Here is a 12,915-nt window from a genome sequence, read left to right as displayed (position 1 = left end):
GGGCCCCGGGACGCCGGGACAGGGACGCCGGGACACCGGGACAGGGACGCCGGGACCTCAACATCGGTCGCATAGGGCTCATATGACAATTGCATAGGCCAATTCGGTCCCCGTGGGGCGATTACTCCAACCGGCCCACGGGCATCCATCCGGTATGACCTGGATGCCCGATCGCAGCGCAGTGCCGCGCAGCCGACGCCGCAGCAGTTCGCAGAGCCTCGCCCACCGCTCCGAGCGGACGGACGACCTCGGCTACGACGGGCCGGAGCTCCGGCAGCGGTCGGGCCCCCGGCAACTCGGTATCCCACGGATCATCGGCCGCCGCGCCCGCTGGGTCGGCGCACGGCTGCGGCGCGAGGCCTGAAGGCCCCGCGCCGCAGCGTTCGTCGTCGTTCCGGTACTGCCGGATCAGGTCAGCCGAGAACGCCCGGCGACACCGCCGTGAACCAGAGCAGCGCGAAGGTCGCCACCGACATGATCGGCACCAGTATCTTGGTCTCGACGTTGTTGCCGCTGCGCTTGATCAGCACCACCTCGTAGCGCTCCTTGTGCGGCCAGAGCAGCGGCGCGCCCTTCTTGGTGAGGCAGTCGCCCAACAGGTGGGCCAGCGTGCCCAGGGCGACGGCGTACGGCAGCCAACCGGGCGCGCTCGGCATCCACTTGTTCAGTCCGGCCGTGCCGAGCGCGGCAAGACCGATGATGGTGACCCACATCGTCGGGCCGTCGCCGGGCGGGTGCAGCCGTAGCGCCCGGATCGCCAGGGCGAGCAGCACGAAGGTGAGGCCGAGGGTGAAGTAGCGCCCGACGAAGGTCACTCCCGCCCAGCTGCCCGCACCCATCAGCGCCACGAACAGCAGCGAGTGGGTGGCGTGCCGGTGACCGCCGGACACCCAGGCGACGAAGCGGCAGATCACCTTGGAGATCGGGCCGAGGAAGTTGGCGATCGTCCCGTCGTGGTGGTCGAGGTCCGGCAGCAGGGCCGCACCGGCGCAGAGCACCGTGCCCATCAGGATGTCCGCCGGCTGGAGCGTCGTGTGCAACAGCAGCGGCGGAAGGAACGGCGCGGAGGCCGCGTACAGCATCGCGCCGCTGACCGCGTGCGAGTGACCCATCATGACGCGCTCTCCATCATGTCGCTGCCTGACCTCCCGTCGGGGCCCCACCGCCGCCGCCCGGTTGGACCGTACGGGTGAGCCGGGCCGACGGTACCAGGAGCGCCTGACAACCCGCCGATTCCGGCTGCGGAACCGGCCTACCCCGGCCCCGGGCGCCGACACCACCCTCACCGCCAACGCCAACGCCGCCGCCGCCGACGCCGACACCACCCTCACCGCCAACGCCGCCGCCGCCGACGCCGTCACCACCCTCACCGCCGCCGCCGACGCCACCGGATCAGCCCGACCAGCCGGACCAGCCGAAGGCGCGCAGGCCCGATCAGCCGAAGAAGGTGAGCGAACCGGAGAAGGCCGGCGGGCCGGCGGTCAGAGCGCGCAGCCCTCGGTGTCCACCCGGGCCGTGGCCGTGGTGCCCTGGGTGGCGTCCTCGCGGACCTCGGCGGCGGTGAGCACGTACCCGGTGTCCGCGCTGTCCAGCGACTTGGCGAAGACCACGCCGTACACCTGGCCGTCCGGCGAGAGCAGCGGCCCGCCGCTGTTGCCCTGGCGGACCAGCGAGCGCACCGAGTACACGTCGCGGACGACCTGGCCGCGGTGGTAGATGTCCGGGCCGTTGGCCTGGATCCGGCCCCGGATGCGGGCCGGCTGCACGTTGAACGCACCGTTCTCGGGGAAGCCCGCGACGATCGCGCTGTCGTTGGTCCGGGCGTCCCCCGCGAAGGTCAACGGGGGCGCCGAGAGCTTCGGGACGTCCAGGATCGCGATGTCGCGCTGCCAGTCGTAACGGACCACGGTCGCGTCGTACAGCTGCCCGGTACCGCCGATCTGGACGGTCGGCTCGTCGACACCGCCGACCACGTGGGCGTTGGTCATCACCCGGTGCGGGGCGAAGACGAATCCGCTGCCCTCCAGTGTCTTGCCGCAGGAGGTGGCGGTGCCGACCACCTTCACCAGCGACTGCCGGGCCCTCGCCACCCCCGGGCTGGCGGCCAGTGCCGGGTCCGGCGGCGAGACCTCGGTGATCGGCTCGTGCTCGAAGGGGTTGAACACCTGCGGGAAGCCGTTGCGGGCGAGCGCCTTGGAGAAGTCGGAGAACCAGTTCGGCGCGTCACCGGGCAGCGCGTCCTGGACGCCGCTGAGCACGGAGGAGGTCCGCACCTGCTTGGAGACGGTCGGCAGTGACGTTCCGGCCAGCGCGGAGCCGATCAACCAGGCCACCAGCAGCATCGAGATCACGTTGACCACCGAGCCGCCCGCCGCGTCCAGCACCTTGGCCGGTCGGCGGTCGATGTGGCCGCGCAGCTTCCATCCGAAGTGCGTGGTGACCGCCTGCCCGATCGCCGCCAGCACGATCACCACCACGACCGCGACCACCGAGGCGGTGGTGCCGGGGCCGATGTGGCTGAGCAGGAAGGGGAGCAGCTGGACGGCGACCAGACCGCCGCCGAGGAACCCGAGGACCGACATGACGCCCACCACGAAGCCCTGCCGGTATCCGGACACGGCGAAGCCGACGGCGGCGGCGATCAACAGCAGATCCAGGACGTTCACCCGGACACCCTCCCACGGCCTCGTGCCGGGTCGGCACCTGGCTCGGTGACCCGCTCCTGCCCCGCCCGCCATCCGTACAACCGTGGAGAGGGTACGCGGGGGCCGGTGGCTACCCCGCGGCGGGCGTGTCGCGCAGCAGTCCCTGGACGCGCGCCCGGTCGGCCCCGGCGAGCCCCAGCGCCTCGTCCGACAGGGACAGCACCCGGGCCGGCTCCCAGGGCCGCTCCAGACCGCTGTGGTGCAGCATCCGGTCGATCACCCCGGCCGTGAACCCCCAGACCAGCCGCTCGGACACGGTGAAGGCGGGCCCGGTGTAGCCGGACGGATGCCGGAGCCTGGCCCGGTTCGCCGGATCGGTGAGCTCGGCGATCGGGACCCGGAACACCGCCCCGGTCTCGGCCTGGTCCACCGGCGCCACCGGGCTCTCCCGCCGCCACCAGCCGAGCACCGGCGTGACGATGAAGCGGCTGACCGGGATGTAGAGCGCGGGGAGCGTGGCGAAGACCTGCACACCGGTCGGATCCAGCCCGGTCTCCTCCCACGCCTCGCGCAGCGCCGCCGCGACCGGCCCCGCGCCGTGCGGATCGCCGTCCGCCGGATCCAGCGCACCCCCGGGGAAGGAGGACTGCCCCGCGTGCGATCGCAGGGACCGGGCCCGCTCGATCAGCAGTAGATCCGGGCCGGTCGGCCCCTCGCCGAACAGCATCAACACCGCCGACGGCCGGCCGCCCTCGGCGGGCGGCAGGTACCGGCTCAGCTGCTCGGGCCGGACCGTCTCGGCCGCGTCCCGGACGGGCAGCAGCCAGGACGGCAGCCCGTCCCGATCGATCAGCGTGGAGGTCACGCGACCTCCTCCTGCCCGCCGCCCGCGGCGGCGGCCGGCTGCCCGGGGTAGTCGGCCGGCGGCCGCAGCCGCTGCCCGGGCTGACCGCCCAGCTCGTACTTCAGCAGCTTGCGCGCCTTCTCCGGATCGGTCTCGCCCTCTCCGTACGACGGGCAGAGCGGCGCGATCGGGCAGGCCCCGCAGGCCGGCTTCCGGGAGTGGCAGACCCGCCGTCCGTGGAACACCACGCGGTGCGAGAGCATCGTCCACTCGGACTTCGGGAAGATCTCCGCGACGACCGCCTCGACCTTCACCGGATCCTCCTCGGCCGTCCAGCCGAAACGGCGCGCGAGCCGGCCGAAGTGCGTGTCGACGGTGATCCCCGGTACGCCGAACGCGTTCCCCAGGACGACGTTTGCCGTCTTGCGGCCGACCCCGGGCAGGGTGACCAGATCCTCCAGCCGCCCGGGCACCTCGCCGCCGAAGTCGTCGCGCAGCGCCGCCGACAGCCCCAGCAGCGACCGTGCCTTGGCCCGGAAGAAGCCGGTCGGCCGGATGATCTCCTCCAGCTCCTCCGGCACGGCGGCCGCCATGTCCTCCGGAGTGGGGTACTTCGCGAACAGGGCCGGCGTGGTCTGGTTCACCCGAAGGTCCGTCGTCTGCGCCGACAGCACCGTCGCCACCAGCAGCTCGAACGGCGACTCGAAGTCCAGCTCCGGATGCGCGTACGGGTACAGCTCCGCCAGCTCCCGGTTGATCTTCCGGGCGCGTCGCACCATCGCCAGCCGCGACTCCGGTTTCCTCGGCTTCACCGCTGGTCTGGCTACGGTCGTCCGGGCCTTGCTCTCTGCCATGAAGGCAGGTTACGCCGGATGGCAGCGGTCCCACGTGAGATCTCCGGGTCAGGCCGGATGACGGCATCAGCAGCGACCGCGCTGCGGTGGGCCACGCCTGGGCCGGCCGCTTTCAGCGCGCGGCGTGTCCCAGGTCGCCGAGAAGGGCGGTGAGCACCAGCTCCTCCTCGATCCGGCGGCCGGCCCGGCCGAGTTCGATGGCGAGGCGCGGGTCCCACGGGGTCTCGGCGGCGCTGCCGGCCAGGGGCCCGGTGTGCGGGTGGGCGGTGAGGGCCGCCCGGTAGTCGTCGGCGGTGTACCGCCACGGGGTCCACGGCACGTGGGACAGGAGGCGGGTGGCGATGCGGACGCCGCCCCAGTCGAAGTCGCCGTGGTAGCGCAGGGCCCATCCGGCGTCGGCGTAGAGGCGGAGCAGCCGGAGGGCGGCCGTACTGGGCTGGCCCTGGAGGCAGACCAGAGGAGGGGATCCAGCACCCAGCAGGTCTGCGGCCGCGAGCATGACCGCGGGGTTCTCGCAGACGTACGCCACCCCGCCCTGATGCGGTCGCGGAGCGTCCCGCAGGAGCTGGCGGAGGGTCAGCACGGCGGGCTGGCCGGCGGCGGCCAGGGCGGTCAGCGCGCGGCCGGTGGCGGTGTGATCGTCGCCGGGCAGGTTGAGCGCAAGAGCCTGTGAGGAGAGTTCGTCCAGCAGGAGCCCGGCGGTGGCCCAGGTGTCTCGGCGCCGGCCGGCCCCGGACCCGGGCGGTGTGCCGGTGAGGGCGCGGACCGCGTCCAGGGTGAGGGTGGCGAGCGGCCCGTGGTCGAGGGCGTGGGCGTCGCCGGCGGTGTGGGCGGCGAAGGTGCTGAGGGACTGCGGTGGTGAGAGCGGCAGACGCGGGAGGATCCGCGCGAGCGTGGCGAGGAGCGGTGCCGCCTCCCCGGGGGTGCGGGCGAGGCGGCGGACCAGACCGGTGGCGTGCAGGTCCCGGTACCAGTCGGCGAGCTCGGTCCGGGTGGCGACGGCGTCCCACAGGGGTGCGAAGGCTTCGTCCCACGCTCGGCTCAGCTCGTCGGCGGCCTCCCGCCGCAGAGCCACTGGACCGGTGAGGGCGACGACGGCGGCGGCGAGCCCGTCCGGGCAGGCGCCGCTGGTCCGGAGTATTCCGTCCACGGCCGGCAGGGGCACCGACAGCGACCGTCCGGGTCTGGGAGCGCGTCCCAGGAGGCGGGCGACGGCTGCGCGTTCGGCCTCGTCGGCGCCGTTGCGGGTGAGTGTGGTGTCCAGGGGCTGCCCGGCTTCAAGGCGTCGACGGACCCGGTCGACCAGCCAGGCCGTCTCGGGGGTGCCGAGCAGGCGGCGAAGACGTGGCAGGTCGGCGCTCACTCCCCCTGACCGCCCTGACGCTGGGCCGGCACGTCCGTCTCGGGTACGCGAGTGCGCTGGTGCCCGTCCCACTCCCAGCGGGTCACCAGGACGGCGGCGATCTCGTCCACCCGGGAGAGCTGGGCGATGGCCAGGCCCGGGACCTGCGGGTAGCAGCCCCACTCGCGTTCGGAGGTCATCACCACGTCCAGGTCGAAGGCGGCGAGCAGGCCGAGGGACTTGGCCCGGGAGTCGTCGTCGACACCCGCGAAGGCCTCGTCCAGGGTGACCAGGCGCGGGGCGTGCGGACTGCCTGCCGAGGCGTAGTGCGACGAGGCCGCGGCGAACAGCGGCAGGGAGACGGCCAGGACGCGTTCGCCGCCCGAGGCCGGTCCCGTGGCGGGCTGCCACTTGCCGTGCTGGTGCCGCTCGATGCCGAACTCGTGCCACGAGCGGTAGTCCAACGCCGTGGTGAGGTGCTCCAGCCAGGTGCCGGCGGGGTTGTCGGTGCGGGCCCGGTCGATCTGAGCCTGGAGGAAGTCGCCGAGGGCCGTCCGGTCGGCTGCGGTCCAGGCGTCGGACGACTGGCGCAGCAGGCGGTCCCTGGCCGCGGCCAGGCCGCCGGGGGCGTTGCGGGCCGGCCGCCAGACCAGGCGGAGCAGCATGCCGGTGCTGGTCGGGCGGTCCTTCAGCTCCGCGTTCATCCGCAGGACCTGCTGCTCGGCGGCGCCGACCAGTTCCTGGAGGGTGCCCGCCACCTCGGTGACCAGGTGGTTCTCCAGGATCTCCTGCTCGCGGGCGGAGAGCAGCCGCTGCCGGTCGGCGACCTCGGTGGCGAGGGCGCCGGCCAGCTCGGGGACGGAGCGTTCGCGGCCCTGGAAGAGGATGTCGACCACCAGGCCGTCCTCCAGCATCCGGGCCACCGCCGTGTGGCCGTGCCGGGACAGCGCGTCGGAGAGGTCCTTGAGCTCCTCGGTGATCCGGCGCTGAACCCGCTCCCAGGCCGGGTCGGAGTCGTCCACGGACTCCAGCTCCCGCTCGACGGCGCGGGCGAGGCGCACTGCTGGTTCGGCTGCCCAGGAGTCGCCGGAGTGTTCGAGGTCGGGCAGGGCGACGGCGAGCAGGCCGGTACCGGCGAAGCGGCGAAGCGCGTCGATGGCCCCGGCGCGGGTGGCTGCGGTGTCGTCGATCTCGGCGCGTACCCGGGTGCGCAGGGCGTCGGCGGCGGCCCTGCGGCCGGTGGCCGCGTTCTGCTCCCGGCGGGTGGCCCGCTCGCGCTCGTCGATCTCCCGCAGGCCCTCCGCCACGTCGGCGAGTTGACGCAGCAGCTCGGCGACGGCCGTACCGACGGTGGCGGCGAGGGTCTGGTGGCGCTCGCCGGCGAAGACGGCCTCCCGGGCCGCTGCGAACGAGCGTCCGACCAGTTCTGCGGTGTGCTCGGCGGCCCGTTCGTGGTCGGCCTCCTCGACCGCCAGCGCGGACAGTGCGGCGCGCTCCTCGCGTACGGCGGGCCAGAGCGCGGCAAGGGCCTCGCGGTAGGCGCCGACGGCCTCGCGTACCGCGCGCAGTTCCGTCGCGGTGGCCGGGAGGGCGAGTTCGTCGGCGAGAGCGTGCAGTTCGCCGACGACCTGGTCCACCTCGGCGGAGGCGTCCGCCACCTCCCGGTCGGCGGCCTCACGCCGTTCGGCGGTCCGGGTGTGCTCGGTGCCGGCCGTCGTCGACGCGGCATGGGCGGCTCGCAGGGCGGAGTCGTCCGGCAGCCCGGCCTGTTCGGCGCCGAGTCGCTGCTCGTCGGCCTCCAGCGCCGCGTCCTGGCCGGCCAGGGCGTCCAGTCGGGCCGCGCATTCGACGGCTTCGGCTTCGACGGCGGTGATCCTGGCGCGCCGGGCCTGCTCGCGGGCGCCCTCCCCGAGGTACTCGGCGGTGGGCTTGGACCAGGCGCCGGTGAGCGCCCCCAGCCGGAATCGGCCGTCGGCGGCGATCCAGCTTCCGTGGAGCGGAATCTCCTCGTCCGACCCGAGCAGGCCGATTCCGGCCAACAGCCGGGCCACCTCGTCGTCCGATACGGATGAGGCCGCGGGGTCGTCCCGGTCGACGGCGGGGTGCAGGACGGCTGCGAGCGACGGTCCGTCCACGGGCGCGCCGACGGTCACCAGGGTGTCCCAGGTGTCGGCGGCGGCGACCGTACCGTCGGGGCCGACCCACGCGTCGAGCAGCCCGGAGGCTTCCAGAGCCGCTTCCAGACCGGCCCGCACGCCGTCCGTCAGGCCGGATTCGTCGGTGAAGTCCACCAGGCGCCAGAGCGGCGCGCCCGGCCGGTCCTGACGGGCTCCGGCGGATCGGGTGTGCGGCGGGTTCGGCCCGCGCCGGGCTCCTGAGCGCAGTTCGGCCAGCTCGGCCCGGAGCAGGCCGGCCCGTTCCTGGGTCTCGGTGCGCCCGAGGGCGAGGGCGGCCCGGTGGCGGGCGAGTTCGCCGCCGGTGGTGGCAGCGGCCTGCTGGGCTGCCGTCCTGGCCGGATCGGGGCCCCCCAGTGTCTCGACCCACTGGGCGAGCTCGTCCAGCATGCCCTCCGGGTCGGCCGGGCGCAGCAGCGTGCAGGACGCGAAATGGGCGCGGACCCGGACGAGATGGTCCTCGCCGGCCTGAACCGCGTTCCGCGCGGCCTCGGCCCGGAGGTCGGCGCGGCGGGCCAGCTCGGCGTCCGCGTCCTCCAGGCGCCTGCGGGCCCGGTCGAGTGCCTGAGCGGCCTCCTGGACGCCGGCCAGCCGTTCCTCGACCAGGGCGACGGAACGCAGCCGGCGGCCGGTGATCTCGTCGGCGGCCTGTCCTGCGTCCTCCGGGGTGTCGCCGTCGGCGAGCGGGCGGGCGACCCGGTCGTGATGCTGCCGGTCCAACCGGGCGGGCGCCGCCGCCTCTTCGGCCCGGGTCAGCCCGCTCTGCCGCACCCGCTCGGCCGACTCGGCCCGCGAGCGGGCGGCGCCCAGCCGGGCCGCGTACCGGGTCAGCTCGCCGTCGGCCCGCGTGCGGTCCGCCTCGGCCCGCTCGGCGTCCCGTGCGGTGCGCTCGGCCAGCTCCGCCGCCTGCTCCAGCTCGCGGGCGTTGCGCATCTCGGGGCCGGCCCGCAGGGCCTCGTCCCTGGCCCGCAGGCCGGTGCGACCGCGGTCCAGCTCCTCCAACCGGGCCTCGGCCTCCTCCAGCGCGGTGCCGGAAGCTTCGAAGTCCGCTTCGGCGGTGTTCAGTTCGGCGCGCAGCGACTCGTACCGGGAGTGCTGTACGCGCGGCGCGCGGGCCTTGCGCCGCGCGGCCACCCGGGCATAGCGGCGGTAGCGCTGGAGGAAGGCGGTGGCGGCACGTTCGGCCGCGACCATCACCGACAGCTGCTCCTTCTCCTCGTCCAGCGAACGGAACGCCTCGGCCACGTCGGAGACGACGGCCTGGTCCATCGGCGGCAGCGACTCGGTGAGCGCCTGGGAGAGCGCCTTCTCGCTCGGCCGCTTGGACAACTGCGGCTGGCGCAACTGCACCAGCAGGTCCACCAGGGCCGCGTAACGTTGCTCGCCGAGACCGAACAGCACCTCGTCCACCGCACGCCGGTAGCTCCGGGCGGAGTCGTACACCAGGCCGCGCCCGTCCAGCGCCTCGGTCAGCCGGTCACGGCCGATCGCGGCGCCGGTGGAGTCGAGCAGCCTGAGACCTCCGTCGACCGGATCGGCTCCGACGCGACGGTCGGTGACGAAGTACCAGTGCCGTGCGATGCCCCGGCCCGCCACCGCCTTGAGACCGCAGCCGAGGGTCGTGTAGCGGGCGGTGCCGTCCTCGTCGAGGCGGCCGAACTCGATCCAGGTGTAGCCGAGCCGCTCCGGGTGAGGGTGCTCGCCGCCGAGCAGCAGATTCCACTCCATTCGCTTCTTGGGGTCGGCGTCCGGCTCGACCCGGTGCGGGGACAGGTCGCCGTCCAGCAGGAAGGGCAGGGTGAGCGCGAGCACCTTGGACTTCCCGGTGCCGTTGTTACCACGCAGCAGCAGGCGGCCGTCGCGGAAGTGGAACTCCTCGACGTCGTAGTAGAAGAGGTCGACCAGGCCGGTCCGGAGCGGCTGCCAGCGGGTACGGCCCGGCACGGGCAGCGGCGTGGAGTCGGTGGTACTCATCTGGTGGTCCTGGCCTTCCGGTGGTTCGCCGTACTCTTCGTCCGGTCCGCTGTGCTCTTCTTCGGGGCGCGCCCGCCGGGCTCCAGCAGGACGGTCTCGCCGACCCGGTAGCGGTCCAGCGCCGGGCGGGGTCGTACCGCCGGGGTGCCGTCCGCGGCCGTCACGCGCTCCAGCAGACCGAGCGCCGTCAGCCGCTCCACGGCCTGCTCGGTCAGCTCCACCTCGGCGCCGGGGGCGGTGGCACTGCGCCGCCAGAAGCCCGCGTGGTCGAGGGCCCAGCCGGCCACCTGACGGTGCAGTTCGGCCAGCGGGACGGTGCCGCCCTTGCCCGCCAGGTACTCGGCGACCAGCAGAGCGACATGGCCCTCGGTGCCCTGTTCGGGCATCCGCAGGTCGGTCAGGTCGTCGTCCGGATCGACCATCGCCAGACCCTCGGCCCGCACCTCCGGTACCAGGCCGGTGAGTTCGCCGATGCGCCGGGTCAACGCGCCGCGCTGCGAAGCGAGATAGCCGGCCTCGGCCTCCGACAGCTCGTCCAGGTAGAGCACCGGGTCGTCCAGCAGCCGCCTGGTCAGGGTGTACCGAAGGGCGCGGTTGCGCAGCTCGTCACTGTCCGGCAGCGCTTCGGCGTTGAGTTCGGCGAGCCGTTCCTCGAAGCCGTCCGCCCGGACGGTGCTCGGACCGCGCCGGGAGATCAGCAGCCCGGCCAGTACCCGGCGGTCCACGTCGTACAGGGCGTCGCCGGCCGACTTGAGGAAGGCGTCCTCGTCACCGGCGACCTTGGCCAGCACACCCCAGGTGAGCAGCAGCCGGACCACGGCGACCAGGTCGGTGCGCTGCTCGCGGTCGGAAAGAGTGAAGGCGACTCCGGCCGCGTCCAGCGCCGGATCCGCGGCTGCGAGTACCACCTGCTCGGCCATCCGACCGAGGGCGATCTGCTGGTCGGAGCGTTCCAGCACGGCCAGACACAGGCACACCAGCACGTAGCGGCGGCGGGCGAACGGCAGCCCGGTCCGCTGGTCACGGGCCGGGTGGGTCGGGTCGGTGTCCCGGCCGGGAACGCGGCGCAGCCGGGCCACCTCGGAGTCCACCAGCAACGCCCATCCGGTGTTGCGGTCGAACCAGGTCCGTAGCTCGCCGGCGTGCTGCCGGACCAGGCGGAAGTCGTCGGTGCCCGCGCGCAGAAGGGGTCTGCGGAGCAGCGCCCGCGCCGCCCGGCGGACCTCCTCGGCGTGCTGTGCGGCGAGTGCGTCGCCCAGCCGACTGTCGGCCGTCCCGCCTGTCGTCCGGTCGGTCATCGCGGGCTCCCGGCGCTCTCGGCGCTCCCGGCGCTCTCGCGGTCCGCCGTCAGGTCGGTGATCCCGACCAGGTGCTCCGGCCCGCGCAGCACGCCGTCGAGGGTGCGGATCTCCGCGGTGCCGCCGCCCGGCAGCCTGGTCAGTCTGATCTCCATCGTCCCGTCGTTCGTGGTGACGGCGACCGTGTCCGTACCGGGCCGCCACGCGGACAGTGCGTCCCCGAGCAGTCGCAGGAAGAGCCGGAAGGCCGCCGGATCGAGTTCGCCCAGACCGCTCAGCCGCACCTCTCCGTCGGTGGCCAACCGTGCCCGGGCCGCCGCCGTCTGCTCGGCCTGCTTGCGGGCCAGCTCCGCCAGGTACGCCTTGGCCTCGCCACGGTCCTGGACGGCCCGTGCCCGGCCGCGCCGCTCGTACGAGCCGGTGCGGCGCAGTTGCGGACTGATCCGTACGCCCGGCGCGTCGTACCACGAGGCCGAGGCGGGCACCGGGTCAGCCTCGCGGGCGGCCAGTGCCTCCTGGTCGATGGTCAGGTGCCGGGCCGAGTGCAGCCCGAACGCCGAGCGCCACAACCGGTGCCGGGCCTGGTCGTCGGGTGCCTCCGCGAACCAGCGGGCCAGCTCCCGGAAGTCCGCCGAGCGGTCCGACCGACCGGCCCTTCGTTCGTTCAACGCCTGCACCACACCCAGCAGCTGCGGGACCGCCTGACGGGCCGCCGAACGCAACAGCTTCGCCTGGGAACTGCGGCCCGGCACACTCAGGAACCATGCCCGCAGACCCTCCCAGCGCCCGTACCAGCGCCGCTCGGCGGCGGTCAGCGCCTCGGCCGCGGCGTCCGGAGCCGTGTCGGACGCCTCGCGTGCGGCGGCCAGCCGCAGCAGCGGGCCGGCCGGGCCCTCCTGCGGTGTCCCCAGGCGCTCCAGGAGTCCGGCGATCTCGGCGCCCCGGGTGACCAGGTCCTCGATGAAGCGCTCCAGGTACTCGATCAGCCGCTGCTTGTAGGCGAGGAACACCTCGACCTCGGCATCGTGCAGGTCGACCGTGCGTTGCAGCGAGCTCATGAACGCCCGCGCGTTCTCGGCCAGGCCGGAGAACCGGTCCACCAGGGCGAGCAGCGCGAGGTGCGCCACCGCCGAATCCGGCTCGCGCGCCCCGGCCAGCGCGAGCAGGGCGCGCAGCTGTACGGCGATGTCGGCGAGCGCCACCGCCTGGAGTTCGCCGCGCCGGCCCAGCGCCTCGTCGTAGGCCGCCAGCGCCTCCTCGGCGGCCTCACCCTCGCTGGTCAACTGGTAGATGTAGCGGGATCGGTAGAAGTCCTCCAACGCGGTGACCCTGCCGGTGTCCGGGTCCGCCCGCAGATTCCCCCACTTGGCGAGCCGCTCCAGTGCCGTCGCCACGCTCTCCACCGGCGGACGGCCCTCGGCGGGCAGGCCGAGGTGGACGTCCTCCGGTCTCAGGTGGACGCTGAACTCCTGTTTGGCCCGGACGAACGCGGCCATGACCTGACGGTAGAGCGCCGAGTGCTCCGTCGTGAGGTGGGCGAAGGGCTGGTACGAACCGTTCCCGTGAGCGGCGTCGCCGACCGGCTGGCTCGCGTGCGGGTCGTCGGTACTTGTCACAGCCCGCATTCTGCCGGATCGCGTGAGCGGACCGTGGTGGTTCCCGAGCTTGGTGCCGATACACGGACAATTCCTGCCGGAACTGGTGGCTATCTGGTATCCGGCCGCTCTCGCACCCAGCTCCGGCTACGCCGCTGAAGCCGGCAACGTCGTTCCGGCCGCCCCGAA

General features: G+C 73.8%; 9 protein-coding genes. 1 reads left to right on the top strand and 8 read right to left on the bottom strand.

Annotated elements, in window-relative coordinates; genetic code table 11:
• Positions 1-154: 154 nt before the first annotated feature.
• Complete coding sequence (locus tag OG823_RS18685) at positions 155-364, top strand: hypothetical protein (RefSeq protein ID WP_371480730.1); 210 nt, start codon at positions 155-157, stop codon at positions 362-364.
• Positions 365-413: 49 nt separating this feature from the next.
• Here the strand turns inward: OG823_RS18685 and OG823_RS18680 are convergent, their stop codons facing one another.
• From OG823_RS18680 to OG823_RS18645, 8 genes are all read right to left on the bottom strand, one after another.
• The gene (locus OG823_RS18680) at positions 414-1,115 is read right to left on the bottom strand and encodes a metal-dependent hydrolase (RefSeq protein ID WP_371480729.1); all 702 of its coding nucleotides are present in this window, start codon (positions 1,113-1,115) and stop codon (positions 414-416) included.
• A 366-nt stretch (positions 1,116-1,481) separates the two neighbouring features.
• Positions 1,482-2,666 (bottom strand): MarP family serine protease, encoded by a 1,185-nt coding sequence (locus OG823_RS18675; RefSeq protein WP_371480728.1) that lies wholly within the window; start codon positions 2,664-2,666, stop codon positions 1,482-1,484.
• 109 nt (positions 2,667-2,775) lie between these two features.
• Entirely contained in the window at positions 2,776-3,510 is a 735-nt protein-coding gene (locus tag OG823_RS18670) for a CoA pyrophosphatase (protein WP_371480727.1), read from the bottom strand.
• Positions 3,507-4,343 (bottom strand): endonuclease III, encoded by an 837-nt coding sequence (gene nth / locus OG823_RS18665; RefSeq protein ID WP_371480726.1) that lies wholly within the window; start codon positions 4,341-4,343, stop codon positions 3,507-3,509. Before nth ends, OG823_RS18670 begins: the two co-directional genes overlap by 4 nt.
• Positions 4,344-4,455: 112 nt before the next feature.
• Positions 4,456-5,706 carry a TIGR02679 family protein gene (locus OG823_RS18660; RefSeq protein ID WP_371480725.1) on the bottom strand — a complete coding sequence of 417 codons (1,251 nt, stop codon included), beginning with the start codon at positions 5,704-5,706 and terminating at the stop codon, positions 4,456-4,458.
• Positions 5,703-9,833, bottom strand: coding sequence for a TIGR02680 family protein (locus OG823_RS18655; protein WP_371480724.1), 4,131 nt, complete (start codon positions 9,831-9,833; stop codon positions 5,703-5,705). The genes OG823_RS18660 and OG823_RS18655 overlap by 4 nt, the downstream gene beginning before the upstream one ends.
• Positions 9,830-11,131, bottom strand: coding sequence for a TIGR02678 family protein (locus OG823_RS18650; protein ID WP_371480723.1), 1,302 nt, complete (start codon positions 11,129-11,131; stop codon positions 9,830-9,832). Before OG823_RS18650 ends, OG823_RS18655 begins: the two co-directional genes overlap by 4 nt.
• Complete coding sequence (locus OG823_RS18645; RefSeq protein ID WP_371480722.1) at positions 11,128-12,756, bottom strand: TIGR02677 family protein; 1,629 nt, start codon at positions 12,754-12,756, stop codon at positions 11,128-11,130. Before OG823_RS18645 ends, OG823_RS18650 begins: the two co-directional genes overlap by 4 nt.
• Positions 12,757-12,915: the final 159 nt, after the last annotated feature.

It is taken from the genome of Kitasatospora sp. NBC_00315 (assembly GCF_041435095.1).
Lineage (GTDB): Bacteria > Actinomycetota > Actinomycetes > Streptomycetales > Streptomycetaceae > Kitasatospora.
Note: the sequence above shows the minus strand (reverse complement) of the source record. Positions and strands in the feature narration are given on the sequence as shown.

Coding starts and splice junctions, on each gene's coding strand:
- OG823_RS18685 (WP_371480730.1), top strand. CDS start 155: ATGACCTGGATGCCCGATCGCAGCGCAGTGCCGCGCAGCCGACGCCGC.
- OG823_RS18680 (WP_371480729.1), bottom strand. CDS start 1,115: ATGATGGGTCACTCGCACGCGGTCAGCGGCGCGATGCTGTACGCGGCC.
- nth (WP_371480726.1), bottom strand. CDS start 4,343: ATGGCAGAGAGCAAGGCCCGGACGACCGTAGCCAGACCAGCGGTGAAG.
- OG823_RS18655 (WP_371480724.1), bottom strand. CDS start 9,833: ATGAGTACCACCGACTCCACGCCGCTGCCCGTGCCGGGCCGTACCCGC.
- OG823_RS18650 (WP_371480723.1), bottom strand. CDS start 11,131: ATGACCGACCGGACGACAGGCGGGACGGCCGACAGTCGGCTGGGCGAC.
- OG823_RS18645 (WP_371480722.1), bottom strand. CDS start 12,756: ATGCGGGCTGTGACAAGTACCGACGACCCGCACGCGAGCCAGCCGGTC.